The organism is Streptomyces sp. NK08204, from assembly GCF_020400585.1.
Classification (GTDB): domain Bacteria; phylum Actinomycetota; class Actinomycetes; order Streptomycetales; family Streptomycetaceae; genus Streptomyces.
In genome coordinates, this window is sequence record NZ_JAINVF010000038.1 from 26777 (window position 1) to 52256 (window position 25480).

Below are 25480 nucleotides of genomic sequence, written 5' to 3' on the forward strand. Positions count from 1 at the left end.
TGTATCGGTGTGGGTGCTCCCCCTTTTCACGGTAGGCGATTGACGTAGGTGTCGCCGGAGCGCCACAGACAAGGCACTCCTGAGAGGCAATACCTATGCATTCTGTGTACTTCACTTCGGGCGCGGACAACCACGCGGTCCTGGTCACGCGGGTAGCGGACACGCAGTGGCACGCCGTGGAGGACGACTTGGTGGTCGGCCGCGGTCACGCTTCGCGCCGACCCGACGGGCGGCTCTTCATCAGCATCGACGCGTGGCATGACGCAGTCTTCGACCGCGTCGCCGAGGTGATGCTGACGGACCTGCCGACACCGCTGTACGCCGTCGTCGACGAGGCCGACCAGGACTCGACGTCCGCCTGGGAGCGGGCCGGCTTCACTGTTGCACGCCGCGAGTGGGGCTACTTCGTGCCAACCGACCCGGCGGTTACCGGGCTCGGTACGGTGCGGCCACCGGCGGGCGTGACGATCGTGCCTGCCGGTGAGGCGGAGCAGGGCCCGCTGCGCGCACTGGACAGGTTCATCCGCTACGAGGTCGAGGCCGCCGTCGGATGGCAGACGATGCCGGCCGAAGTGCTGCCCCGCCCGGCGGGCAGCACCCTGGTCGACCCGTCGAAGTACGCGGTGGCGCGGCACATGGAGCAGTACGTGGGACTGGTCCGGGTGGCTCCGCTGATCCGGCAGCCACGGATCGGACTGATCGCCGTCCGCGCCGACAGGCACCGCCGCGGCATCGCCCGGGCATTGCTGGCCCACGCACTGGGTTCGCTGCACCGCTCCGGGACTGCTTCGGCCTGGGCCGAGGTGAACGAGTGCAACGCGGCGGCCACCGCCCTGTTCGAGGGCGTCGGCGCCCGGCGCACGGGCAGCACGTTGGAGCTGGTCCGCCGCTGACGCTCCGCCATCGCGCCCAAGGGCGCACCGCATTCCTTTTCTGCCGACTACACCGTCACAGAACGGAGAAGTGAGAGACCATGACGAAAACAGCAGGGGGCGTAGAAGTCGAGGGCACCGTCACCGAGTGTCTGCGCAACGCCACCTTCAGGGTGGAGCTCCAGAACGGGCACACGGTGCTCGCCCACATCAGCGGGAAGATCCGGAAGAACTACATCCGGATCCTCCCGTACGACCGGGTACTCGTGGAACTCAGCCCCTACGACCTCACCCGCGGCCGGATCCGCTACCGGTACCGGTCGTAGCAGAAGGAGCTGTCCGGGCCAACTTCGCAGGAACATCTGACTGATCTCGTAAGGGCCCTCGGGATTCTGCCGTACCGTCAGCCGCAAGGACGATCGTGGGGTCGCTCGCGCGGGGGATCCCCATCGTCTGTGTGGCCGACGCACTGTGGTGGGAGTTCGGCGATGGTGCAGGCCTGTCGATCGCACGTTCGTCGATCGCTCCGGGCACGCGTGGCAGATGACAAACGTACCGCCCTCGGGCGAGCCACGGCCGAGGGACGCACCGACCGACTGCGGGTGGCCGGCCTCGACCTCGTCGTCTCCAACGCCCCACACGAGTGCCCGCGTCGCATGCCGTTCGAGGGCAAGGTGCTGGCGATCGACGGTGCAGTGGGCAGTCGGGGCGAGCTCGCCCGAGCCATCAACACCGGCTCGGAGGACGGCCGCAAGGGGACCCGATCACCTCGTGCCCGTTCCCCGCCGGCAGCCTGCTGCGCTCGGCTCGGGTGCGCGGCTACGCCGCGGCTCGCCCGTTGCCGGACGAGTCCGAAGACCAGAGAGACCCGGCCACCGGCCGGGTCCTCCATTCACTGCTTCGTGGGGTCAGTCACAGCTTGTCGCCGAAGCTGACGAAACCGCAGGTACTCGTTCACGCTGCGAAGCAGATAAAACAGAACCTGCGCCCACGTGTCGAAATCATCGAACATCGTGTGACCACTCCTGAGTGGCTATCTCCTCACCCTCGAAGGGGTGAGGACCCTCCCCCGAAGGGGAAGCGACAGCCGCACTCAACCGCTGAAAGCGGCCCCGCCCGGGACGTTTTGGGCGAGGGAGGGGTGTGCGGTGCGTCCCTACGTAACTCATGACGCGCCGCCAACCCCGCTGAGTTCCCGATGACGGCACTGAACTTCCGTGCGACGTGGCCCGTTTGAGAACGGGCCCCCTCTATGCCAGTACACGGCCCCGGAGGCCAATCACCATGCCCGGGCCTGCTCCGAACCCCGCCTCCGACCACTGGTACAGGCCCCCTCGCGGATGACCCGCCGGCCTCCGCGCCCCCGGCCGCTTTTCCGACAGCGACCCCGTCGGCGGCCGACCCGACGGCCGAGCAGGCAGCGCAGCGCGCACAGACCCGAGCGCGACGAGCTGCTCGCCGCACTCTGCTCGGTCGGATCGTCGCAGCTCAGCGCGAGGGCTGGATCGGCGAGGTCGAGGGCCTGCAGATCAGCCTGGCCGGCGCTGAGGAGAAGCTGACCCAGCTCGATCAGCCAACCACCGTGAACCTCGGCATGCCCGCCCTCAGCCGAATCGCCGGGCGCACGGCCACCACCAACGAACCTGGGCGGCCCTGGCGCCAGCGGGCAGTAGTTTCAGAGAAAGTCAGCAACAACGACGACCGCAAAGAGGCTCGCCTTGGTCGCCCACTGGATCGGAGAAAGATGCAGCCCGGACAGCATGAAGAGGTGGCCGACGCCGCAGGGCTTCCGGCACGGCTGCGGCACGTTTTCTGGATCGGTGGCGGGAGTGGCGCAGGCAAGTCGACAACCGCCCGCCGACTCGCCGATCGCTACGGTTGGCGTCTCTACGCAACCGACGATGTGATGCATGATCACGCTGGGCGGACCACCTCCGAAGAGGCCCCCTACCTGCACAAGTTCATCGCCATGGACATGGACGAGCGATGGGTGAGCCGGACTCCGGAGGCCATGCTTGAGACGTTCCACTGGTTTCGAGGTGAGGGCTTCGGTCTGATCATTGAAGATCTCCTCCGCCTGCCGCAGGAGCCATGCGTCATCGTCGAGGGATTCCGGCTGCTGCCGCACCTCGTGAAACCTCTACTTGCTGTTCCTGAGCACGCCGTCTGGCTTCTTCCCACACCCGATTTCCGTCAGGCCGCCATCCAGAGCCGGTCGGTACCGGGGCAAGGGTTCGTATGGAAGACCAGCGATCCCGCAAAGGCCGGCCGCAACATTGCCGAACGTGACCGCATGTTCACAAGACGCCTCGAGGAGGAAACCGAGCGTCTCCAACTTCACACCATCCACGTCGATACCACGATGACGGAAGACGACCTCGCTGAGCAGGTGACCACCGCGTTCGGACTCTGATGTCGGCTGGCCCAGCCCAGCTGCGAGCTTGAGAAGCCATCTCATGTGGTGAGCCACGGTGACGACGGGCCGGCAGATGACCCTCGGTATCTATTGGGGCTGGATGCGCCGCTTCACGCGACAGACACCCCTCGCGAGGTTCGGCTTGCCGAGGCCGAGTGCACGGAAGGATGCTGCGGCGCTGTCTACGTGGCCTGGGCCTACTGCCGGCGCCGTGAACTGCTGACGGTTCGCCGGTCCCGACCGGTTGACTGGCGGTATGGGGCGGATGCTCCGGCGAGCCACAGTGAGCGAGGCCGGCATCATTTCCGACCTCGTTCGCTCACCGGACAAGCCGGCTGACACGGAACAGACATCGAGGTGGTCCGAACATGACCGCCGTCTCCAGAGAGACGGCGGTCATGTTCGCTTATTCCCGATCAGGGAAGAGCGTTCGCGGACGCGCTAATTGCATGAGCTGCTGTTGCAGCTCTGGCAGCTGTGACAGCACTTGACCTTGACGTCGTCGATGACGGGTCCGTGGGCGCCGCTGATGGTGCTGGCGAACGTCAGCTTTGTGGACGTGCGGTTGGCCACGAAGGTGAACTGCCGTGTCACGTAGCCCATGTTCGTGCGTGTCTTGCCGCTGACGTCGAAGGTGAAGTCCTGGAAGTCCTGCCCGTCGATGCGGACGTTGCCCCTCTTCACGGCAGGCCCGCCGTCGGGGTTGCCGGCGAGTGAGTACGTCACGGTGTACTTCGTGCCGGGCTCTGTCCTGAAGGTCTGGGACAGGACGCCTGCGTTGCCGCCGTTGAGGTCGACGGACTGGCTGCCTTCGGCCGCCTGCCAATAGCCGTCGTCGACCAGATCGACGCTTCCGCCCTCGACGTGCCACAGGCCCATGTTCTGGCCTGTGAAGAAGGTCGAGAAGGAGTTGGGCGGGGCGGTGGGGGTTTCGAAGCTGCCGTTGGTGAAGGCGGTGGTGGCAGCCTGGGCCGCCACTGAGTGGGTCGCGTGGGCCCTGTGAGCGGGGGATGCCATGGCGGCGGTGCCGGTAGCGGCGAGCAGGCCAGCCGTGGTGAGGGCGATGCAGAGGCGCTTGGACAGCATGGGAACCTCCGGACGAACGGTACGAGAGGGGCAGAACATCCCCAATTCTTCATAGAAGGTTCACAATTGCTGCCGATGGACGCGCGGGCATTCGGGTGCAACCGCTCTTTTCAAGGCATGTCAATCAATGTGCCTCCCTACTCGGCGGTCCCGTCAGGGATGGCGCTGCCGGGAGCGGGCCGCGATGTGTGCGGGCGCAACAGGTCCGGTGGAAACGGTGGTGGGGGTAAGCCGCAGCTGTCCGTACGGTGACTGCAGGGCTGGGGCAGTTGTCCCGGGGCTGAGGCTGTTCGTGGCCGTGGACAACGACGCTGGGCCAACGCTTGTGCCGTGGACGCGGCGGTCCGCTGTGCCGACGGGCAAGGCGGTGTTCTGCTCGTTGGTGTGTCGGTCGCGGCGGTGTGCATGACGGTCCGTCAGCTATGACGTCGCTGTCGTGCGTGCTCATTGATCTTGGTTGTGGCCGGTTGCTGCTCAGCTGTCCTGGGCGGCGTTCACGTTCCGTAGGAGAGGAGGCTTCATGCGGGAGCCGGGGGTCGGGTCGGCGTCGACCTCGACGACCAACTCGGGCCGTACGAGGGTGACGTGCACGGGCTCGCGGGGTCTGCCGGTGAAGACGTCCAACATTCCACGGATGTCCGCCCCTCGCGGTGCTGCAGCCGGTGTCCCGAAGCCGCCCGACGGAGTCGCAGCATCCCAACGGCAGTGCGCGCGGCACGGCTGCGGAGCTGGTGACCGCACCGGCGATCCCTTCCTCGGTCTCGCGCACCTGCCCGCACCACCCGCGCACCGAAGGCTGATACGGGCCGTCCAGCCGCTTGAACAGCAGTCGCTCCGTCCCGACCGCCGTCGAGGTCAGCAACTCCGGACGGTGCCGGGTCGGTGGTCGACGGGCACAGCACCCACCGCGCCGTCAGCCGGCGCTCGACGAACAGCTTCTCCAGTTCCGCCCGCGCCTCGGGTATGGCCATGCCGTGGCGTCCTCGCCCGCCAACCGCAGCGGGTCGAAGGCCCTGAAAACGGGCGGCCCACTCCGGCGCGAGCCGGGACGCCCTGGCGCCGCGCCGCTGCAGCCGGTCCTGCAGACGCCCGAACGCCGGCCGCCCGCCCTCCCACACCACCAACTCTCCGTTTGTGCGAACTCCCGTCGGTGTCTCGCGGGGCGGCTTGTCGACGATGTCGACCGGCACGGGTGGTTTTGCGTGGAGTCGTGCGCAGGGGCTGCGCTCACCCTCAACGCGTGACAACGGGGACGGATTCGGGCGTGGGTCGGGGAACGTCGCGCATGTGGCGGAGCGGGGAGAAGAACACGAACCAGCCGGCCGCCCAGCAACCGATGAACGCCAGCCACAGTACGGGCCGCACCCCAATCAGCGTGCCGAGTACCCCGCCGAGGACGCTGCCGAGCGGCAGCGTGCCCCACACGATCCAGCGCACGGCTGCGTTCATCCTGCCCATCAGCTCCGGCGGCGTCACCGACTGCCGGTAGCTGACCTGCGCGACGTTGTAGACCATCATGGCGAAGTACGTGATTCCCCAGCCCAGCGGGAACAGCAGCACCCCCCAGCCTCGCCAGGCGGCCGCCGCGATGACCTGCGGCGCGCTGAACACCAGCATCGACATCCAGATGATCCGCGCCGAGCCGATACTCCTGGCGAGCCGGCCGGCGAGCATTCCCCCGGCGATCCCGCCGACAGCGGCGGCCGCCATGACCAGCCCGATCCGCCCGGGACGCACGTGCAGCACCCGGACGAGGAAGATCATCGCCAGCGCCGAACTCATCCCGCTGAACAGGTTCGCGGTGCCCGTGCACGCCACGACCTTCCGCAATATCTTGTGCCCGACGACGAATCTCAATCCCTCGGCGATCTGGCTCCGCAACGTCTCGCCCTCGCGCCGCGCCGGCGGCGGCTCCTCGCGCGTCCTGATTCCGAGTATCGAGAAGACCGAGACCATGTAAGAAATCGCGTCGGCCGTCATCGCCCCCGCGGCGCCGAACGCCGTGACCAGTCCCCCGCCCAGGGTGGGTCCCCCCAGCTGCGCGAACGCCTCGGTGGTCCCCAGCTTGCCGTTGGCGTCCATCTGGAGATCGGCGCGGATCAGCGACGGCACATAACTCTGGTACGCGACGTCGAAGAACACCGTGCACACGCCGGCTGCGACAGCGACGACATAGAGCTGCGCCATCGTCACGGCGCCGAGGGCGGCCGTCAGCGGTACCGAGCCGATGATCAGCAGGCGGAGGACGTTGCAGACGATCATGATGGAACGTTTTGAGCCACGGTCCACGAGCGCGCCCGCGGGCAGTGCGATCAGCGCGAACGCTGCTGTGGTGGCGGCGGTCAGCAGCCCGACCTGGAACGTGCTCGCCTTGAGGGCGACGACCGCAACCAGCGGCAGTGCGATCTGGGTGACCGCCGACCCCATCTCGCTGACCGTCTGGCCACTCCACAGCAGCAGGAAATCCCGCTGACGCCACAGGCTCGGACCATCGGTCTCCGACGCGGCATCCGGCAGGTCCTTCACCACTTCCGTCACCGCACCAACTCCGCCTCTCAGAGCCACGGCCCGGACTGTGCCGCTGATCAACAACACGCCGACACGGCCCTCCCGGTTCTCGCTGACACCTCCTGGCGCCTCGACCGAGAACCGGGCCCAGATCTCACTGAACCGCGCCGGGCCTGATGGAGTCTCGATTCCCTGAGAGGATCAAGTCATGGCAAGCTCATCCCCCAACCCGCTGAGCTTCGTGAGCGTGTGATGCGCGGGGTCACGGAGATCCGTCCGAACTGTCCGACCGAGCGGGTCATGATGGAGGCGGTCATCGCGAAGTTGGGCATCGGCGCGGTGGAGACGGTGCGGACCTGGGTCCGCAGGGCCGAGGCGGACGCTGGTCAGCGTCCCGGCATCACATCGGAGGAAGCCGCGGCGATCAAGCGGCTGCGGGCCGAGAACGCCCAACTGCGCCGGGCCGACGACCTTGAAGGCGATATCGGCTTCGTCCGAGGCCGAGCTCGACCGGCCGTCGAAGCGCTCGCAGCGTTCACGGCAACCCCCTGCTCGGCGGTCCGCCCGCAGAGGAACGCGGCCTCTTCCAGCCGTCCGATCGCCTGCCACCGCGGCACCAGGCGGTACAGCGTCTCCGACCGGGGGCGATTGCAGGCTCTGGGGCTCCGGCCGGCGACGTCGGAGGGCGAAGGACAGCTCACTGGGTGGCCGGCCGCGGTGGTCTGCCCGGTCGAGATGGTGGAGGACCGGCAGCGGGAAACCCTGCTGGGGGAGCGCCGGTCGTGGAGCACCGAGCCGCCGGGTCCGACCCGTATCGAGAAGGCACTGGTCGCGGCCCGCAACTGATGGGAGGCCGCGTTCTGGCGCACCCTCGAGCCCCTGGGTGACGTCGGGGTGCCCAGGCTGCTGCGGCTGGTGGTGGAGGACGACGAGGACCGCGCCGCGCTGCTCGCCGTGCTCAAGCGTGACCCGGGCGCGGGCGGCCTGAACTGCCTGCTGTCCGCGATCAAAAAGCTGCATGACGTGCGGAGACTCGGCCTGCCCGGGGCGCTGTTCGCCGACTGTTCGGAATAGCTGCCTCCGCCTGCTGCCCCGGCTGAAGAACAACGGCAGCATCCGCCTGTACCGCCCGGACGAGAACCGCCCGGCTGACCCGCGCTCGGCAGCTCGCGGACGACCCGGACCATCAACTGGGACGAATCGCCCAGCGGTACGACCAGATGGTCAAGTACGCCACGGCCCTGCGCCTGGGCAGCACGGAAGCCGAACAGGTCCTGCGCCGCTCGACCCGCGGCGGCACCGAACTCCCCACCCATGCAAACGCTCGAAGAGTTCGGCCGCGCCGCGAGATCCCGCGGTGTTCTGCTCGGACCGGGCGAGTCCCAGAAGTCAAGGACGCCTCTCACGGACGTCAGGACCAGGCGCGGGGGGAGCCGGAGAGCGAGGCAGAACCCTCATCAGGAACCGATACGGCCAACCCCTGAACCCCGGCGGACTCCGCCGCCCGCACCACCACGGAGAGACGACGAAGGACCGCCAGGACCTCACCGACCCGCGCGTGAACGAGGCCGCGTGGCGGGCACTCGATCTGCCGCGCGCCTACGCCGCCCGGGACCGCACCGTGACTGCCGAGCACCTCGCACCTGGAGGACGACCAGCTTGTAGCCCCGCTGACGAGACGTGTGCAGGATCGGCGAGCGCACGGTCAGAACCAGTGCAGGCAGTGCGGGGAACGCTCGGCACGGAAGAGGGCGTCAGCGAGGGCGGCCGCGCCCGGGCGGTGGGCCCGGACATGTCCGGCACGCACGAGCGTGCTCGGAGTGGTGCCGCCGAGGTAGACCGAGCCCAGGTCGCTCACGTCCAGGGACAGGTCTGGTTCCCGGTCCGTCGGGACACAGTCGGCCTTGCCGTCCTGGACGGTCAGCAGATAGCGGCCGTGCTCGCCGAGGAACGGGTCCTCGACGTCGAGGACGAGCTCGCCGTCCATGAACCAGCCGCGCGCGGTCAGCGCACGCGGGACGTCCAGCAGCCGCACCCAGAGCCAGTCGGTGTCACCGCTCACCTCGCCGGCGCGGAAGTCCGCGAACTGCCAGCGCAGCGGGTGCTCGGGCGGGACGTGCTTGAACACGACCTGAGAGACCAGGTCGTGTCCGAGCACGAACCGGGCCAGGGCCGTGAAGACGGCGTCGTCGGTGGCGATGGTCTCGTCGACCGTCAAGGTCGCGGGCTCGCCGATCGAGTAGCTGGCGTACCCGTCCGGGACGCCGTCGGCGTCACGGTGGACGGCGATGTAGCGCGGCGCCGGCGAGATCGGGGGCTGGCCCGCGCGCAAGGCCCACCAGCGGTGCGGCCGGGACAGCGCGCCGGGCTGTGCGCGGCGATACCGGTCGTAGACCTCTTCCAGGATCTCGCCGCACTCGGCGCGCCGCAGCACCTCGACCGAGCCGTTGTCCGAGCCGGTCGCCGGTGCGTCAGCCACTCCGCGCGCCCGGGGCACGGCGAGGGCGGCCTCGTGGCGCCGCACTGTCATCCGTGCCGTGTAGGTCGCCGGTCCGTAGCCGAACCTGCCGTAGATCTGGGCCTCAGAGGCCAGCAGCACGGAGAGGTACTCCCCGCGGTCCCGCAACTCGGCGAGCTGATGCCGCATCATCGCGCTGAGCACGCCCTGGCGCCGGTGCGAGGGCAGGACGCCGACGGCGGTCACCCCGGCGGCCGGGACGAGGATCTCGCCGGGCAGGGTGAGCTCGAAGGAGTGCGCGGCGGCGGTGCCGACGGGCCGCGCCTCCTCCGTCAGGGCGAGCAGACAGCGGTCCATTTCGAGCGCCGACCACCAGAGCCCGCCGCCCTCGATCGGGGTTTCCGGGAAGCGCCCGAACGCCGCATGGACCGTGTCGACGAAGACGTCAAGGTCCTCATCGGTCGTGGAGCGAATCTCCATTGCTGCCGCTGCCTCCTCGGAATACCGGCACCACGACTCCTGGTGTCTGGCCACAGTGCAGCGTTGACCCGAGGCCAGGGCAAGCGGATTACGGCCGGGCCTATGGCTGTCACCGCACAGCCTGGTCCCAGCCCGGCCCGCGGTGAGTGGTGGTGGCCGGGCTCGGCGGCGCTGATCTCCGCCGATGCCCGGGCGTCACACACGGTCATTCTCATGAATGCCCCGTCGCGACAGTCATGAGAGGGCGGCGGCCTGTACGGCCTCCGAGGCCCCGCGGGTAGCGGTGCCCCGTGGACCCGGCACGGAGACTTTGTCTTCGAGGGACGACCGGCTCCGGACGGGAGCAGATCCCGATCGTCAGCTCGACGGCGACTTCAGCAGGGGCTCCAGGAGCTGCCGCTGGTCCGCAGCAGCGGGCAAATCGCTGACCTGGCCGTCCCCGACTTCCACGACCCGCCAGACGCCGTCGCAGCGCAGGGCCAGGTCGGTGGTGACGAACCGGCAGCCGAGAGCGCCCACCAGCGGTGCCACGCGGGCAAGTTCCGTATCCGGCAAGGACGCTGCGTCCGCTGCCCTGTCCGCGTGGGCGTCCGGGTGCATGGTGACCAGGGACGGCTCGCCGTCGATCCACCACACCCGGATCTCGTCGCCGGTGAAGTTCTCGAAAGCCCGTAGGACGATCCCTCCGGCCAGGAAGTCCTCCTGCAACTCGGTGAAGCGCCTGACCACGGCCGCCAGCCGCTCCGTGTCGGCGGCGTCGGGCACGAAACATGCTTCCTGCCACTCGTGCTTGCGGGACTTGACGTAGTCCTTGACCACGACCGGACCGGGACCCAGCGGTGCGGCGAGCGCGGCCAGGCGCGCTGCCGGAAGCATGAGCCCCGGCTCTGCCGGGAGCCAGACGCTGCGTGGGGTCACGGCCGCGAACATCTCGTACCAACCGGGTAGTTCATGGGCTCTGCGGTACCGGAGCGCATCGGTCGCCAAGGGGCTGCCGCGCTCGGCCAGCGCGTCCGCCAGTGCGGCGTAGCGGTGGCCCGGCAGCATCCAGCCTCGGTACCAGAGCGGACCGAGACCGCGCGGTACCCCGGCCACAGCCTCTTCGGCATGTCCCCGCATCAGGGCGTCGTGATCGATGAGCGCGACGTCACCACCCAGGGCCTTGGCGGTCTCGGCCCCGGCCGAGAAGTGCGGTTCCGGACGACGAGGTCGCAGCGGGTCGCAACATGTCAACAGGGGAGCGGTCATGGACGCAGCCTAGATGCAGGACCTGTGAGGTCGGGGACGCGGCTGGCGGGTGGTTGGCCTGTCAGCGCGGTCTGTCGCCGAGGTCGCCGCCTACTTCGACCTCGAGCGGTGATTGCAGGTGTGCAGCGAGCCGGGGAAGGCGTCATGTCGTTCCTGTTCCGAGTGGCAGGGCGGGCGCAGGCCCATTCGCCGAGCAGGGTGTGGTGCTCGCCGGGCTTGTGGCGTTCGTAGCGGCTGATGACGCGCGCCCGTTGCCCCGGTGTCGTGCCCGCGCCGCGTCCGGTCGCCGCGTCCGCCCCGGCCGTCAGCGATGTCGACGAGGCCCCGGAGCTCGTCCTTCAGGACCCGAGCCGCGGGCAGGTCCGTGACTGGCGGGTTCGGGTGATGAAGGCCCGCAGCTGCGGAAGAACGGCGGCGACCATCCGGCGAAGACCAACAGCCCTGTCCGGCCACGGTGGTGCGTTGTGACGGACGCGAGCCGATGGACCTGAGCGCCGGGCGCGCTGGTCACCGACAGGGGGCTCCCGGCCGCCGGCGCATCGCTGCGCGAGCTTCTCTGCACCAACGACAAGAGCCGACGCTTGGAACCGGTCCGGCAGGAGGGCTGGTTCAGGCGTGGTCGGGCGTCTGGCGCAGCACCAGGGAGACGAAGCCCCAGCTTTCCCGGTAGACGCGCAGCCATTCCCGGCGACGGGTCGTGGCTGTCTCGAGTACGTGTGTGCTGTCCGGGTCGGCGGGGTGGTCCAGGGCCCATGCAGCCAGCGAGCCCCAGCAGGCCCATTCGTAGTCGTCCAACTCGCGACGGGTGCTGATGTGCCCATGGACGGGAGTCCATCCGTCGGCGACGACACGTTCCACGGTGGTTGCCAGGTCGGTGAAGTCTCCGAGCATCTCGATGGCCTCCTGTGACGGGGGGCGATCCCAGAATCCCTCACCGAGAAGGACACGGCCGCCGGGAGCCAGGTGCCTGCGGGCCGCGGCGAGGGTGGGGAGCAGGCCACCGAAGGCATGTGTGGCACCGAAGCTGAGGACCACGTCGAACGGCTCTTCGGATACGAAGTCTTCGGCCTTCCGGTGGTGAAGGACGAGTCGTTCCTGGACGCCGAGGCCGATCGCGGCGGTGGCGGCCTGGGCCAAGGCGTCCTCGGAGATGTCGACGCCCTCGGCGTGTAGGTGCGGTCGGGTGGCCAGGGCACGCAGGAGCCATTCCCCTGCACCGCAACCGAGGTCGAGTACATGCTCGTCGCCCCTCGGGAGTCCACGTTCCAGCAGCCGCCCGACCGAGTCGTCGTCGAGCGGAGACTTGATCGGGTGTTCAGCATGAGCGATCCGGGATATCTCTTCACGGTTCATCGGCTCAGCCTGTCAACCGACAGAGGCTCCGTACACCTCATTTTCATGCGTAGGTCCTGACAGATACCCGGCCGCGCGGCGGAGCCTCTGGCCTGCGGTGCACTCGCGGAACGGAGGTCTGGTCACGGAAACACCGATGTCCACGATGGTTCCGCTGCGGCGGGCGCGCGTGCGCGGCAGCACCAGCTGGGCCATGCGGGCCAGGTCGAACAGGTTCACGTCGATCCGTGCGCGGCCTTCATCCAGGGCGACATCCGCCCGGACTCCGTAGGAGCCGTAGCCGGCGTTGTTGACCAGGACATCGATGCGTCCTTCCGCCGAGATGATCTCGGCGACCGCCCTCTCTGCGGAGGCGTGGCTGGTGACGCGGAGGGGAGCGTCCGCACGCCCGAGGCCGCCAGGCCATTCATCCGGTCGGTGCGCCTGGCCGCGCCGTAGACGGTGAAGCCGGCTCTCTGGAGCTGTCGCGCCGCGGATTCGCCGATGCCGGAGGAGGCACCGGTCGGTGGTGAACCCGCCGCGCGAGCGTCCCAGCCCGTGTTCGCCGGGTCCGGCGAACACGCCACCCGGTGGCTCCTGCTGCAGGTGACCCCGCTTCCGGGCCCCGGCCGCATTGCTGATGGGCACGTCACACCGTGGAGTCGACGCTCAGGTGTGGTCGGCTGGCTCAGGAGCGGTGCTGCTGTTCGAGGCCGATGGGGTGGGGCTGTGGTGGAAGACGAGCTGGGCGAGCCGATTCACCTGCCCGAACCACCGGGAGGAGCGGTCACCATGAAACGCCGAGAAGAGCGTCGATGCGCGGGGTCCTTGCCGTGCAAGGGCCTGATCGTCGCATCGAGGCCCGTCACCGTAGGCGGCGGGCGCTGACCTCTTGCTCGAGCCGCCAGGTGTGTCCGCCGTCGGTCGATCGTTCGTTGCGCCAGTGGAAGGCGTCGGCGGTGATGTCGGTGAAGGTCCAGCGGACGAGGTCGCTGCCGGCGGCGCGTTCCATGACGATCTCGTCGTCGATCTGGCGGGCGTACATGTGCACCACGTCGCCGCGGGCGGTGCCGTGGAACGTGAATCGCCACAGTTGCAGACGTGGATCCCAGATGCGCACGCACAGGCCGCACTCCTGGTCCGGTGCGCGACCTGTGGCGAGGAGTTCCTCGTGCCCGGGCCATCGCCAGACGTCCAGGACTGCTCTGCCCTCCAGGGCGTAGCCGAACTCCCATTCGCCGCTGACACGGTGGGCCGGCGAGCCGTCGGTGGGGTGATGGGTGATCTGGGTCGCCCACTGCCCGGCCAGGCGCCCGAACTGCTCCATCTCGGTCGCGTACAGGTTGCTGGGGCCGTCGGCGAGCAGCGTCTTCATGCGTGCGTCTCCATGGTCGAGAGCGGGGCCAGGGCGGAGGCGAGGCAGTCGACGATGGGAACGGCGTACGCACCGTCCGGGTCGAGTTCCGGATCGTAGATGGCGACGTCGAGCCCCACCACCCGGCCCGTGCCGACCAGGGCCGAGACGAGTTCGGCGAGCTGGGAGAAGTCCAGGCCGGGACGACCCGGCGAGTCCACCGCGGGCAGGACGCGATCGTCGAGCACATCGAGGTCGAGGTGGAGCCAGACGCGTTCCAGCTCGCGCCGTTCCAGCACGCGGATGACCCGCTCGCCCAGATCGGCGATGCCGATCCGAACAACGTCCTGGGCGGTGAAGCGGGTGACCGGGGGTGCCCCCTCGTCCTCCCGGTCGCCGATCTGGACCACGTCCTCGTCAGCGACCAGCGGTCGGCCCACCACCGGCCAGTGGGTGAGCAGCAGCTCACCTCGGCCGGTGGCCAGGGCCAGATCCATTCCGGCCGCCGACCCGAGGGACGAACCGGCGTCGTAGTTTCCGGGATGACGGAAGTCGCTGTGCCCGTCGAGGTGAACCAGGCCGCAGCGTCCGAGGCGCCGGGCCCCCAGCAGGCACCCCAGCAGGATGCTGCAGTCACCGCCCAGCACCACGGCGAACCGGGAAGCAGCGAGTGCGGCCTGCACCGCCTCGCCGAGCCGCAGCGCGTGCTCGCGGATGGTCACCCCGTTGCGGATGCGGGTCGCCGGCTGGGGGTCGAACTCGTAGGGCGGACGGTCGAGTTCCACCACCCGCGCTGGTCGCAGACGGGCTTCCAGCCCCGCCGACAGCAGCGCATCCGGGGCCCGCCATGTTCCGGGCTCGCGCCCCGGCGCGGGCGGCCGCAGGCCGAGATTCCAGGGGGCCGCGACGAGTTCGACGGCAGCAGCCACGGGCTTCTCCTATCAGCCGAGAGGCATTCCAACCGGATAACATAAGTACACTGGTTGGATTGATGGAGGCAAGATCATGAAAGGCGGTCATGCGTGACGGGAGCCATCCAGCCTCACACCTTCAGACCCCGTGACCTGGTCGGCGGGCACATCGTCATCGACCTGGTGAACACGGTCACGGCGCGTGACGCGGAGCCGATCGACTGGCTCGACGGTTACCCGCGCCTGCTGGAATGGGCTGCCCTCACCGGTCACTTCGCCCCCGCCGGCCTCACGGACCTGCGGCGGCTGGCCGAATCCGAGCCCGGCAGGGCCGCGCTGGCCCTGAACCGCACGCGCGAGCTGCGCGAAGCCCTGCACGATCTGATCACGGCGCTGGTCCGCCAGAAGGCTCCGGCTCCGGCCGAGGCGGTCGGCAAGATGGAGAGCCATTGGAAGTACGCGGTCGCCAGCGCGCGTCTCACCGTCCGCGGGACCACGCCGCAGCTCCAGGTCGGCGTCGAGACATCGGGACTCGATTACCTCAATCACGAACTCGCCCTCCAGGCATTCGACCTGCTTCGGGTCCTGCCGCTGGAGCGCACTCGCGTCTGCCCCGGTATGCGCTGCGGATGGGTGTTCATCGACACCTCCCGGGGCGGCCGCCGCCGCTGGTGCGACATGGCCACCTGCGGGAACTCCGCCAAAGGCCGAACCCACTACCAACGGAGTCGAGCCGGTGGCACGGGCCCGGGCGGGCCCTCTGGGGGCGCTCGCCGGGAATCCACTCGTGTCGTGGCTGAGCTCGGGACGGACGGTCCACCTCAAGATCAAGCCGCTGCCTCCCGGCAGGATCGGGGCTTTGGTCAATGACGGCCCTTCGTCGCAGGTGACAGCAGCTTGCCTCCACTCCCGGCGACCGGCTGGATCGATGATCAGTGTGTGCGCACGCGTCGCCATGCCTGCCCTGGCCGTACGGCGGCTCGCCGCGTACACATCGACCTTGGATGCCGGCAGCACACCCGGGCCCCTCGCCGTGCAGAGCACAGCCCTGGCGGGAGGTACGTCTTCACCTCGCCACGGCACCCGTGCCGCGGCGGAATAAAGCGGCTTTCCACCTTCGGCAGGACACGGGGTGCCTGAGCGCCGGAAGGTGGCAACCGTGCGCCCCCATCGTCCAGGTCCCGGCCGGCCAGGCCCCTGCCGATACCGAACGTCAGGGACTGGGCGGTCTCCTCCACCTGCTTGGCAGACTTCGTCCGTGCCTTCGTCCGTGCCCTTTCGGTCTGCATTCCGGCACCTCACCCCCGGGAGCGGGCACCGACGCTAGAACGGCTTACCTCTGGACAGATTCCGTGTGTCTGGGCAGGCGGGTACGCCTTTGCTGGGTGAAGCTGAAGACGTGAGCACCAGTAGCGAGCGCCCGGTAAGTGCTGAACAGATCTACGCAGCGTTGGCCGCTCTGGCGGCTGAGCCGGTGGCAGATCCGGAGAAGCGGCCCGAGGGGCCGCAGGAAGAAGACCGCCTGCACCTGCTGGGCAGTCTGCTGGCGAAAACGGAACTCGAGATCACCGCCGCGACCCGTCTGACCGAGGAGGAGGAGATCGAGGACGTCCTTGAGACGTTGCTCGGCTGGAGGCAACAGCTGGGAGCCGATCCCGGCCTCGCGATCAACGTCCTGACGAACAGGTTGCAGCGCACCGCGCTGCAGGTCTCCGAACCCGAGGCGGAAGAACTGCCACCCGGCCGAGAGGCCGCCTTCGCAGCCGTCATGACAGCGGTGTACGCGCTCGGCGCCCAACTGCACGCGGAGCGCGATGACACGGAGGGCACCCGACACGCTTTGAGCGGGGCGGAAGAAGCCCTCATCGACGTCCTGCAGGGCTTGCACGACCTGCGCGTCGCCATCGGCGACGCGCCCGGGCCGGAGGACGAGGCCAACAGGTGACCCGCGTGGGCAGTAGGCGGGCGCTGCCGCCACTGGCGGAGTATGGGCCTTTTGTGCCGTGCCCGGTGATTCCTGTCAGGCCACCCAGGCCGCGGGCCCGCCTTCGTCAGGGTCGGGGATGCCGACGGTCGTCACCGGCGCGACGGGGTGCCGCACGGCGGTGATCGTGACGACGCGGGTCGGTGCGAGGCACCCAGACCATGCTCCAGGTGCCGTTCCACTCGCAGCCACAAGGTCGTCCGGGGCTTGTGCCCCAGGGTTTGCGGTTGACCGTTTGACCACTTCCTCAGCTGGTTGCTGACCGCCCGGAGGGGACGGGGGGCGGGCGAGCGACGTCCACGGCGGCTTCCAGCACGCTGTGGGTGGGGACAGCGCGCGGGATTCGGGCTCGGGGTGCCGGCGGGCGTGGGTGTCGGCCGCGACGAGTACGCCGACTTCCTGTTCGCGCACCGCGCCCGCCGGGTTGCCAAGCACTACATCAACACGGCGATCATCCCCGATGCTCTGCCCCAAGGCCGACGTCCCAACGCTGATGTCCGCGGCAACATCACCAGCCACCGGGCCCGGCGGTCGCCTCCGGCGCCGCCGCCGGCGGCGAACCCTGGCAGTACTACGACCTTGGCCGCGGCTGGTGCACCTACACCTTCTTCGAGCAGGGCCAGCACCGCATGGCCTGCGAACGCTGCGACTTCTACGCCGAAGGAATCCAGCAAGGGGCAACTCCTGGAGGCGAAAGACAACCTCCAACAAGATGCCGGCCGATATCCCACCACCGACGATGAACGCGCCGCTGTCGACGACGGGCGGAGCGCCCTCGATGAGCTCCTCGAAAGACTCGCCGACGTTCCTGCCCCCGCAGGTCCGACACCGAGCCAGATCGGCGCCCCCGCGGCTGCGACTCTGCTGCCGGTCATCGACCTCACCCCCGCACGCGATCACGCCGACTGAGCCGTGCTGAGCCGTGCTGAGCCGTACTGAGGCCCCTCGAGCGTTATCCAGGTGTCGGCCGGCACGAGAGGATGCCAGAGTCACCGTCGTGACCTTGATGAACGTGCTCGTCGACTTCGCCCGGACCGGCCGTATCGGCCCGCTTCACTGCGGCATGCCGCTGACCGAGGCCGAGGACCTCCTGGGTCCAGGACGCCCACACCCCGCCATCCGGATGAGACCGGACATTGACGGCTACCCCTACGCTTGGAACGGCCTGGAGCTGGTCATCACCCAACGCGTCGTAAGTGGAATCTGGATCAGGCTCCGGCCGGGCTCGACGACAAAGTTGCCGCCCGTGGTCTTGCCGGACTCAGAGTCCTACCCGTCCACAGTGCTCAGAGAAGACCTGATTGCCAGCCTTGATGCCGCCGATTGCCGCCACGACGTCAACGACCGCCTCACGTTCGGAGAGCAATTCAGCATCCTCACGCAACCGGCAGACGTCTGCGCGGTGTTCTTCACGCCTGGCCGTGACGACCACGTGCCCCATCGTGAACGCCTCTACCTCAGCGTGATCCACAAGCACACCGCTTGACATCGTTGATTCCACAGAGACGGTGGGAAGTCGTGAGGAAGGCAGCGCCAGGGGATACCGGTGCGGCCGACCGAGAGGATGGCTTCATGATGCGGCGCAGGTCGTCTCGGCTGGGCGGCCGATGTTCAGACCCTTGTCTCTGCGTTCGGCCCGCCAGGCGGTGAGTGTGGAGCCGGTCAACCCCCAGCGGGCACGTAAACGGCGTCAACGGGGGCGCCTTGGGAGCAGACAGGAGCGACTCGAACCAAAAGGGCAGAGCCACGGCGTCACCTTTTCGCAGCCACATTGAGCACTGTCGCCTCAGCAGGTTGAGGCGCACCTGCCGCCCGAAGCTCCACCGAACACCCCCTCCGGGATCTCGACGGCACACGGCGCTCGGGTGTCGGAGGGCGTCCTGGCAGCGCCAGGCATCACGGCGTCAAGACGGGCGTCTCGCCGTCAGTGCCGTCGAGTAAGTTCTGTCCGTTCGGCCCGACAGGCGGGCCGCCGAACTCGAGGACTCGTCGCTGTGAGCATCCACATGCACCTGCGCGCCGTCGCGGAATCCGAGATCCGGGACGACCACACCTGGCTTGCGGCGTTCATGTGGGAGGCTTGGGAGAACCGACCCGCCGAGTGTGCAGCGGGCATCGCCGTCTCGATCGACAAGATCTGGCATGCCGTCAACGACCTCTACGCCGCTGCCGATGTCCTCGACGCGGATACCGGCAAGCTCTGGGCGTTGCCGATTTACGGCGGGCGCCCCGTGGCACACAGCGCCGATGCCGACCCCTCCAACCCGCCCCTGGGGATTCTGGAGCCGCCTGGGGTGTCACAGGCCGCCGACTTCCTCGCGAGTGTCTCTTTCGACGAGCTGTGGAACGTCGCCGGTGCCGAGCTCGTCTGGTCCGGCTGGGACGAGGCGCAGGTCAGGCAGGAGTTCCTCGACCATCACAAGCGCCTCCAAGCGTTCTACGGGCGGGCGGCAACAGCCGGCCACGCCGTGGTCAGGGCAGTGTGGGCTTGAGACGTGGTCGCGTGCCGGTCCCAGCCGTTCGTTGCGGCCGTGATCAGCAAGGTCGCTTCGTGGTGGACAGCAAGTGTGTCGTATCGCGTGGCGACGGCCCGGTGCCCGCTTCAGCCGGTTGATGCCGCACTCGACGGCGTGCTGGGCCTGGTAGTGCTCCGGTTCGGACTTCGGTGGACGGCCGCCGCGGGAGCCGCGACTCTTCCGGTTGCGGGCCTGGTCGGGCTCGTCAGGGATGGTGCAGCGGATTCCACGTCTGCGCAGGTAAGCGCGTTTTCCCGGAGGCGTGCACCTTGTCGGCGCGCACGCGATCAGGCCGAGTGTGCGGCCTGCCCGGCCCCATGGGGGCACGTGGACCTTGTCCAGGACGGCTCGAACTGCGGGGAGTCGCCGCCGCGCGACCGAGGCACATCGGCCGACGAACGTGGACGACGGCGGCCGGGCCGGTCGTCATACTTCGGGCGACCGTGTGCGAACACCCGTAAGACCCAAGTCGTTGGCGGCTCTCCGCCTGGGGACGGAGGAGAGTTACGTCCCCGGAGCGATCCGCCCGCAGTCCGCCAGCTGCGATCTTCGATGCCGACGGGCCGCCCGGGTCCGCCGCGTCGAGGAGGTGCGCATGTCCCGTAGCGTCATGGGCGCGCCGATGGGTGCCGGACGGCTCCGAGCCGCGTGGAAGGCCGCGCACGAGCCGGTGCCCAGGGTCTCGGCGTGGACGCGGCGGCTCGCGTACGCCGTTCCGCTGGTCGTGCTGCCGTCAAGCATCTGGCGGTTGCCGGCGGTGTTCGACAGCGGCTTGAGCGTGGGCGAGCGGTTGTACGTTCCGATGCTGTCGGTGGTGTCCGAACTGCTGGCGTTCACGGCGATCGGGCTGGTCGCGCGGTGGGGTGAGGTGTTCCCGGGGTAGCTGCCCTGGCTGCGTGGCCGCCGGGTGCCGGTGAGGCTCGCGGTCATGCCGGCGGCGGTGGGGGCGACGGTGCTGACCGTGGTGTTCTCGCTGTTGAGCCCCATCACGACGGTCATGGGGACGACCATCCGCGGCGACGAACTTCCGCCCGACGCGCCCGGGCAGGGCACCGAGGTCGCGAGCGTGTGGTTCTACTCCTGCTATGCGCCGCTGGTGCTGTGGGGGCCGCTGCTGGCGGTGCTGACAGTGGCGTACTGGCGGCGTCGACGCGAGGGTGCCGTGTCGGCGGCTGCTCGCTGAGCCGGATCCTGGACCCCGCGGCCATGCAGGCCGATCTGCCTGAACAGGACCGCCACCACCGAGGGCTCCTGCTCGTCAATTACCCCATCTCCCACGTGGTGGTCGAAGCGTGCCTCGCTGGCGGACGTGACCTGTGGGCTCTGGCGCACAGCCCTCACACGCCCGCCGATGTCATCGCGCGTCTTGCACACCGCCCCGACCCCAGCGTGCGTGAACGCGTAGCCGGCAGGGCCGACCTCGATCCTTCGATGCTGGCGGAACCGGCCCAGGATCCGGATGACACGATGACGACGCGGCGCAGGTGCAACCGCTGCAACGCACCTGGGCGCAACGCGCTGCCCTTGACCGGATCGCCGGCCGCACCGCTGCGGACATCGGCCCACCCGCCACCGATGGGAGGGCGAGCGGTTCGAGGACCACCACCTCTACGACGACCTGCGTGCACACAGCCCGGCCGGTCCGGTGTTCCTCCGCTTCGGCCGCCGCCCCATGCAGCCCCCGCGGGAGACGATGGGCAACCCGTGCGACGAGGCGGCCGACGCACGGAAGCGAGCCGAGTACGAGCCCGCGAACGGGTGTACGAGGAACAGCTGCGCCGCGCTGCCGAACAGCAGAAGGCCGAGCCGAGAGCACGCCGTCCCGTCTGCGCCAGCTGCGGCACCAGGTTCACCGACGAAGGGTGGAAAGCCATCGAACCCGCCGGGTGGGACGCACCACGGGAGTCCCACCTACACCTGTGTGACGACTGCAAGCAGCGAGCCAGCACCGTCGAACGCCAAGCCTCCGGTGTCCGTGCCGTCGCGATTAATGCGCTCGGGGACGTAGGGACAGTGGCCGGCTGTTCTGTGGTGATCGACGGCTCGGCCGGTTCATGCCTGGAACTCGGTGAGGTCGATGGCGTGAATGCGCAGCGGGTAGCCGTACACCGGGTGTGCCGTCTCCCGCTCGGGCACCATGCCGAGCTTCCGGATGACGTTCTCGGAGGCGTCGTCACCCACTCGACTGATACTGATGACGCGGTCCAAGCCGCGGTCCTGGAGAGCGAACTCCAGTGTGGCGTGGGCGGCTTCGGACGCGTATCCCTGACCCCAGAACTGTGAGCCGATCCGCCAGCTGATCGCCACGGCCGGCATCACCTCCGGCAGGAACTCGGGTACGGACAGTCCCGTGAAGCCGATCAGTTCACCCGAGGCCAGGAGCTCGACGGCGAAGAGTCCGAAGCCCTCCTGGTCCCACTCCTCCTCCCACCGCTCGATGTCCTCGGCCGTGTGGTCCAGGTCGCGCACCGAGCCGTCGTCGATCCAGCGCATGACCCGTGGGTCCGCGTTGATGTCCGCCATCGGCGCGAGGTCGTCGTCGTGCCAGGTACGGAGGAGGAGGCGGGGCGTGCGGATCTCGATCATGCGCCCATCCTGCCGAAGGCAAGGGCCTCATCGGTAATCCGGCGCTCGCCCGCCCTGCCACTGCGGGGGACCTCAAGGCGTCAAGCCGCCGTCAACGCAGGCAGGACGGCGCTGTCAGTGGCGGCTGCGAGGCTGAACGGATGGACCGATGACGAGCAGCAGCTGCTGCGCCGCCGGGTCTACGCCGCCGACCACGACCACCCGGACCCGCGGCCGGACCGGCGCTACGCGAACCGGTCGGCGGACCGCTTGGTTCCGTTCGCGAGTTGCGGTTCCGGCTCTCCACGGTTTCTGCCGTCAGACGGGGTTCGCAGGCTGCCATGGGGCCCCATCGTCAGCTCCTGAAGTGACTCTTCGCAGTTGAAGGCGTGGGCGGTCTGCGCGGCGGTGATCGGGTAGGGGGCACGCTCTCCCGATGACGGAAGTTCTCACAGTGCCCATCTGGAAACTCCTCAAGCTCGGACGGACCTTGGCCATGCGGGCCGCCGACGTCCTGGCCTGCTTCGACCGCCCAGCACCAGCAACCGTTCCACCGAGGCGGTCACCGGCAGGCTCGAGGCACCTGCGTGGCTCCGCGCTCGGCTTCCGGAACCTCACCAACTACAACGCCCGACCACTACTCGAAACCAGCGACTTCAGGTCGCGACTACACCCTGGATCGTGAAGAGCCATGGGTCGGTGTCGGCGTACGCATGAACGGGCACCGCGAAGTACGGAGGAATGTGCACCGTCGTCGATGCGGTGACGTCAGTGCCGCGCGAGTCCTCTGCCGTCCTGCATGTGGTCGACAATGAGCGCATGGACGTCCCCGGACTGCTCGAATCGGCCTCCCTGCTGGTTCCGGAAGAGACCGCCACCGAGAACGACATCACGGTGCGAGACATCTGGGACTACCTCGCCCACGACGAGTGGGAGACCGCCCTGGGCCTGCTGGAGGAGCTCGGGGACGCTCACCCGCTCCCTCTGGCGTTTTGGAAGAAGCTCGCCGAAGCGGCTGAGCAGCTCCGGTTCGAGCGGAGCGCGGCTTGGTGTCATTGGCGGTGTTCCGAGATCCGCAACGGCGTGATCCGAGTGGACCTGACGCTCCGTCCTGCCGCCGAGGCTCGACGCACGACGCCAATCTCCGGCGCCGGTGTTCTGCGACCCATGTGGGACATCGGGCACCTCTCACCCACCGGGGGACGTGCGGTCAGCATTGCCGGGCTCTGGCTTGAGAACGCGCCCGTTCTGGAGCCCGGCGGGCAAGCCACGGCTCGCCTCGTGCCCCTCACTCCCTCCCACTGGACGCATGTCCAGCCCGGCCAGCAGATCACCATGCACGAGGACCGAACCGTGGCCGGGACCGCAGTCATTCTGGAGGTTCATCGCCCTGCCACCATGTCCGGAGGATGACGTGGCCGGCTCCCAGCCTCCTTGCTGGTGCACGTATCTCCTACTTGATGGAGCACTCACAGGAGTACGCCGACGGCTGGGATCGCGATGGCCCGGTGTCGGTAACGGCTGACCGTGACCGGTGCCTTGGGGAAAGGCTCGATCCCGTTCGCTGTGATGGGCCGCCACCGCCCGGTGGGGGTGGTGAACCGGTGGCGGGCGTCGCCCCCAACTCCATCCGTGGTGTTGTGACTGAGTGCGCTGGTGCCGCGACCGGCAAGGTTTGCCTCGTCAGACTTGGTTGCTTGCCCTTGCTGAAGCTGCTGTTGGGGTCTGCCGTGGTGACTTGTTCGCTGCGAGGATGGAGCAATGACGATCACATCTGTGGTTCTTCGGCGGCGTGTGGATGACCTCGACTCGGCTGTGCTCTTCTACGAGCGGTTGACCGGAGAGCCCGGAGCCCGGTTTCAGTTCGCCGGCTTGGAACTGGCTAGTGTCGGGCCGTTTCTCCTGTTCAGCGGCCCAAGCGAGATCGCAGGACGATTCGCCGGAGTGGCGGCCACCTTGTCCGTCCCAGACCTGGATGCTGCGGTGGCGGACTGCGCGGCCGCGGGAGCTGAGGTCATAGCCCCGCCTGCGGAGACCCCGAACGGACGACGGGCCGTCGTGCGGCATCCGGACGGCGGAGTCTTTGAATACGTCGGACGATGACCTGGACCACTGCGAGCCAGCGCGGATGAGTAGGTAGGACGGCACGGGCGCGCCACGTCACAACAGCACGAACCGTGGCGGGCGCGCCGTCCCGGTGCTGGCGTAGGCGGTGCGTTGCCACCAGGCTGTGCGGGTGGCAGAACGGGTACGCGTCCGCGAGATCGATGACGAGGAAGGGCAGCGCCTGCTTCGGATCATCCGCCGGGGCAGCGAGTCGGTGGTGACGTGGCGGCGGGCGCAGATGGTGCCGCTGTCCGCGCAGGGCAGGCCCGTGGTGAAGATCGCCAAGGTGACATTCACCAGTGCGGACCGGGTCCGGGACGTGATCCACAACTTCAACGCCGACGGCTTCGAGTCCCTCTACCCGAAGTACAAAGGCGGTCGGCCCGGAACGTTCACCCTGCCCGAGCTCGGCCTGCCCCACCTCGCGGAAGCCATCAACGAGTTCACCCGCCGGGCCGATGAGGCGAAGATGGGCTACCTCGACTTCCTCGACCTGGTCCTCTCCGAGGACCTGGCCGTCCGCGACGACCGCCGATTCCGTCAGGGCCCGCGACTTTCCAGGCTGCCGCACCACAAGACGCTCGATGAGTACGACTCCTCGTTCCAGCCCGACCTCGACCCGCGCAAGGTCAAGGACCTCGCCACCCTCTCGTTCGTCGAGGCGAAGGCGAACGCGGCTCTCCTGGGTCCGCCGGGGGTGGGCAAGACGCATATCGCCGTCGCTCTGGCCGTCGCGGCATGCCGGGCCGGCTACTCGGTCTACTTCACCAGCCTCGACGACATGGTCCGCAACCTCAAAGCTGCCGAAGCAGCCGGGCGCCTGGCCAACAAGCTCGGCACCTACCTGCGGCCGGGCGTGCTCGTCGTCGACGAGGTGGGCTACGAGATCCTCGAGCGCGGTGAAGCGAACCTGGTCTTCCAGGTCATCTCACAGCGGTATGAAAAGGGCTCGATCATCCTGACCTCGAACAAGACCTTCAGCGAATGGGGACAGGCGTTCGGCGACGAGGTCCTCGCCACCGCCATCCTCGACCGGCTCCTGCATCACTGCGACGTGATCTCCATCAACGGACCGAGCTACCGACTCAAGAACCGACTCAAGGCCATCGAGCGGGACACAGACGTAGCCTGATAAGTCACTACACAGAAGCGGCTCAAGGGCTTGGTCAGTCGTTTTCGAGTCGCTGGAAGACCGCGGAGAACTCGTCGGTCTCGATCAGCCCGGCGATCACGTGGGTCATATTGTCGATGCCGGGATCCCTGACGATCAGGCCGTCCGAGACCCAGAAGTAGCGGCCGCCGAGTGCCTCGCCGCTTCCTGCCCAGGTCTCCATCAAGCGTTCGACCTCCGCGACCGTGAACACGGTCGCGCTCCAACGGGAGCCGTCCTTCAGGTTCACGAAGACGTCGACGTTGCACACCGAGTCCAGGTCCTCGTCCGGGCTGGGCAGGAACGATGCCTCGAAGGCGTCCGTGCGAACCCGGTACCACGGCTCGTCCCAACCTCGTTCGACCGATCCGGGCGATGCGCTACGACTCACCGTGCGAGTGTCTCCGGTCGGCCCGACGATCTCAACCAAGATCAGCCATGCTGCTTTCCGCGACATAGCTTGGGACGTTCATCCGTACGCGGCTGGGGAGCTT

The 25480-nt window shown here is 68.5% G+C and carries 26 protein-coding genes and 4 pseudogenes; 17 read left to right on the top strand and 13 right to left on the bottom strand.

Features of this window, described 5'->3' with window-relative positions; genetic code table 11:
• Positions 1–95 precede the first annotated feature (95 nt).
• From K7G59_RS32830 to K7G59_RS32840, 3 genes are all read left to right on the top strand, one after another.
• Positions 96–893 carry a GNAT family N-acetyltransferase gene (locus tag K7G59_RS32830; RefSeq protein WP_225840344.1) on the top strand — a complete coding sequence of 266 codons (798 nt, stop codon included), beginning with the start codon at positions 96–98 and terminating at the stop codon, positions 891–893.
• Positions 894–973: 80 nt separating this feature from the next.
• Positions 974–1198: a translation initiation factor IF-1 gene (infA, locus tag K7G59_RS32835; RefSeq protein WP_225840345.1), complete on the top strand. Its 225-nt coding sequence runs from the start codon at positions 974–976 to the stop codon at positions 1196–1198.
• 1256 nt (positions 1199–2454) lie between these two features.
• Complete coding sequence (locus tag K7G59_RS32840) at positions 2455–3285, top strand: hypothetical protein (RefSeq protein WP_225840346.1); 831 nt, start codon at positions 2455–2457, stop codon at positions 3283–3285.
• 444 nt (positions 3286–3729) lie between these two features.
• On the opposite strand, the gene K7G59_RS32845 is transcribed toward K7G59_RS32840, so the two are convergent.
• The 3 genes from K7G59_RS32845 to K7G59_RS32855 form a co-directional block, all read right to left on the bottom strand.
• On the bottom strand, positions 3730–4374 hold the full coding sequence (locus K7G59_RS32845; protein ID WP_225840347.1) for a choice-of-anchor C family protein: 645 nt from the start codon (positions 4372–4374) through the stop codon (positions 3730–3732).
• A 474-nt stretch (positions 4375–4848) separates the two neighbouring features.
• Positions 4849–5001, bottom strand: coding sequence for a hypothetical protein (locus K7G59_RS32850; RefSeq protein ID WP_225840348.1), 153 nt, complete (start codon positions 4999–5001; stop codon positions 4849–4851).
• A 606-nt stretch (positions 5002–5607) separates the two neighbouring features.
• Positions 5608–6912 carry an MFS transporter gene (locus K7G59_RS32855; RefSeq protein WP_225840349.1) on the bottom strand — a complete coding sequence of 435 codons (1305 nt, stop codon included), beginning with the start codon at positions 6910–6912 and terminating at the stop codon, positions 5608–5610.
• A gap of 222 nt (positions 6913–7134) precedes the next feature.
• On the opposite strand from K7G59_RS32855, the gene K7G59_RS32860 reads away from it, so the two are divergent.
• Together K7G59_RS32860 and K7G59_RS32865 are read left to right on the top strand one after the other, a co-directional pair.
• The gene (locus K7G59_RS32860; protein ID WP_225840350.1) at positions 7135–7728 is read left to right on the top strand and encodes a hypothetical protein; all 594 of its coding nucleotides are present in this window, start codon (positions 7135–7137) and stop codon (positions 7726–7728) included.
• A 48-nt stretch (positions 7729–7776) separates the two neighbouring features.
• Positions 7777–7956, top strand: a complete 180-nt coding sequence (locus tag K7G59_RS32865) for a hypothetical protein (protein ID WP_225840351.1) — start codon at positions 7777–7779, stop codon at positions 7954–7956.
• 631 nt (positions 7957–8587) lie between these two features.
• Here K7G59_RS32865 and K7G59_RS32870 read toward each other — a convergent pair.
• The 7 genes and pseudogenes from K7G59_RS32870 to K7G59_RS32895 all read right to left on the bottom strand — a co-directional run bounded on the left by K7G59_RS32870 (position 8588) and on the right by K7G59_RS32895 (position 14683).
• On the bottom strand, positions 8588–9820 hold the full coding sequence (locus tag K7G59_RS32870) for a GNAT family N-acetyltransferase (RefSeq protein WP_225840352.1): 1233 nt from the start codon (positions 9818–9820) through the stop codon (positions 8588–8590).
• Positions 9821–10177: 357 nt separating this feature from the next.
• Positions 10178–11068, bottom strand: a complete 891-nt coding sequence (locus K7G59_RS32875; RefSeq protein WP_225840353.1) for an ATP-grasp domain-containing protein — start codon at positions 11066–11068, stop codon at positions 10178–10180.
• Positions 11065–11274 (bottom strand): annotated as a pseudogene (locus K7G59_RS35480) (hypothetical protein); the annotation flags it as partial. The gene K7G59_RS32875 and the pseudogene K7G59_RS35480, both read right to left, overlap by 4 nt.
• A gap of 403 nt (positions 11275–11677) precedes the next feature.
• A complete protein-coding gene (locus tag K7G59_RS32880) occupies positions 11678–12421 on the bottom strand; it encodes a cyclopropane-fatty-acyl-phospholipid synthase family protein (RefSeq protein ID WP_225840354.1) in 744 nt (247 codons plus the stop codon).
• 12 nt (positions 12422–12433) lie between these two features.
• A complete protein-coding gene (locus K7G59_RS32885) occupies positions 12434–12982 on the bottom strand; it encodes an SDR family NAD(P)-dependent oxidoreductase (protein ID WP_225840355.1) in 549 nt (182 codons plus the stop codon).
• Between the two features lie 283 nt (positions 12983–13265).
• Positions 13266–13775 carry a hypothetical protein gene (locus K7G59_RS32890; RefSeq protein WP_225840356.1) on the bottom strand — a complete coding sequence of 170 codons (510 nt, stop codon included), beginning with the start codon at positions 13773–13775 and terminating at the stop codon, positions 13266–13268.
• Complete coding sequence (locus K7G59_RS32895; RefSeq protein WP_225840357.1) at positions 13772–14683, bottom strand: arginase family protein; 912 nt, start codon at positions 14681–14683, stop codon at positions 13772–13774. Before K7G59_RS32895 ends, K7G59_RS32890 begins: the two co-directional genes overlap by 4 nt.
• A 93-nt stretch (positions 14684–14776) precedes the next feature.
• Between K7G59_RS32895 and K7G59_RS32900 the strand changes: the two genes are divergently transcribed.
• The 4 genes from K7G59_RS32900 (at position 14777) to K7G59_RS32915 (ending at position 18135) form a co-directional block, all read left to right on the top strand.
• Positions 14777–15535: a CGNR zinc finger domain-containing protein gene (locus K7G59_RS32900; protein WP_225840358.1), complete on the top strand. Its 759-nt coding sequence runs from the start codon at positions 14777–14779 to the stop codon at positions 15533–15535.
• Positions 15536–16019: 484 nt separating this feature from the next.
• Positions 16020–16610 carry a hypothetical protein gene (locus tag K7G59_RS32905; protein ID WP_225840359.1) on the top strand — a complete coding sequence of 197 codons (591 nt, stop codon included), beginning with the start codon at positions 16020–16022 and terminating at the stop codon, positions 16608–16610.
• Positions 16611–17015: 405 nt separating this feature from the next.
• Positions 17016–17558: a hypothetical protein gene (locus K7G59_RS32910; RefSeq protein ID WP_225840360.1), complete on the top strand. Its 543-nt coding sequence runs from the start codon at positions 17016–17018 to the stop codon at positions 17556–17558.
• Between the two features lie 88 nt (positions 17559–17646).
• A complete protein-coding gene (locus tag K7G59_RS32915) occupies positions 17647–18135 on the top strand; it encodes a hypothetical protein (RefSeq protein ID WP_225840361.1) in 489 nt (162 codons plus the stop codon).
• Between the two features lie 20 nt (positions 18136–18155).
• On the opposite strand, the pseudogene K7G59_RS35155 reads toward K7G59_RS32915, so the two are convergent.
• Positions 18156–18315: pseudogene (locus tag K7G59_RS35155) on the bottom strand (transposase); the annotation flags it as partial.
• A 328-nt stretch (positions 18316–18643) separates the two neighbouring features.
• Here K7G59_RS35155 and K7G59_RS32920 point away from each other — a divergent pair.
• The 3 genes from K7G59_RS32920 to K7G59_RS35165 all read left to right on the top strand — a co-directional run bounded on the left by K7G59_RS32920 (position 18644) and on the right by K7G59_RS35165 (position 20348).
• Positions 18644–19141 carry a DUF1877 family protein gene (locus K7G59_RS32920; protein ID WP_225840362.1) on the top strand — a complete coding sequence of 166 codons (498 nt, stop codon included), beginning with the start codon at positions 18644–18646 and terminating at the stop codon, positions 19139–19141.
• Between the two features lie 619 nt (positions 19142–19760).
• Entirely contained in the window at positions 19761–20048 is a 288-nt protein-coding gene (locus K7G59_RS35160; protein WP_308295116.1) for a hypothetical protein, read from the top strand.
• A 45-nt stretch (positions 20049–20093) separates the two neighbouring features.
• Positions 20094–20348, top strand: coding sequence for a hypothetical protein (locus tag K7G59_RS35165; RefSeq protein WP_308295117.1), 255 nt, complete (start codon positions 20094–20096; stop codon positions 20346–20348).
• Positions 20349–21217: 869 nt separating this feature from the next.
• Here the strand turns inward: K7G59_RS35165 and K7G59_RS32930 are convergent.
• Complete coding sequence (locus K7G59_RS32930; RefSeq protein ID WP_225840363.1) at positions 21218–21751, bottom strand: GNAT family N-acetyltransferase; 534 nt, start codon at positions 21749–21751, stop codon at positions 21218–21220.
• Between the two features lie 445 nt (positions 21752–22196).
• Between K7G59_RS32930 and K7G59_RS32935 the strand changes: the two are divergent.
• From K7G59_RS32935 to istB, 5 genes and pseudogenes are all read left to right on the top strand, one after another.
• Positions 22197–22415 (top strand): annotated as a pseudogene (locus K7G59_RS32935) (transposase); the annotation flags it as partial.
• Between the two features lie 134 nt (positions 22416–22549).
• Positions 22550–23143 carry a hypothetical protein gene (locus K7G59_RS32940; protein ID WP_225840368.1) on the top strand — a complete coding sequence of 198 codons (594 nt, stop codon included), beginning with the start codon at positions 22550–22552 and terminating at the stop codon, positions 23141–23143.
• A 348-nt stretch (positions 23144–23491) separates the two neighbouring features.
• Positions 23492–23833 carry a VOC family protein gene (locus tag K7G59_RS32945; protein ID WP_225840364.1) on the top strand — a complete coding sequence of 114 codons (342 nt, stop codon included), beginning with the start codon at positions 23492–23494 and terminating at the stop codon, positions 23831–23833.
• A 133-nt stretch (positions 23834–23966) separates the two neighbouring features.
• A pseudogene (locus K7G59_RS35170) lies at positions 23967–24242 on the top strand (helix-turn-helix domain-containing protein); the annotation flags it as partial.
• Positions 24234–24968: an IS21-like element helper ATPase IstB gene (istB, locus tag K7G59_RS32950; protein WP_225840369.1), complete on the top strand. Its 735-nt coding sequence runs from the start codon at positions 24234–24236 to the stop codon at positions 24966–24968. The pseudogene K7G59_RS35170 and the gene istB, both read left to right, overlap by 9 nt.
• Positions 24969–25002: 34 nt before the next feature.
• Here istB and K7G59_RS32955 read toward each other — a convergent pair whose 3' ends face one another.
• Complete coding sequence (locus tag K7G59_RS32955; protein WP_225840365.1) at positions 25003–25377, bottom strand: hypothetical protein; 375 nt, start codon at positions 25375–25377, stop codon at positions 25003–25005.
• Between the last annotated feature and the right edge of the window lie 103 nt (positions 25378–25480).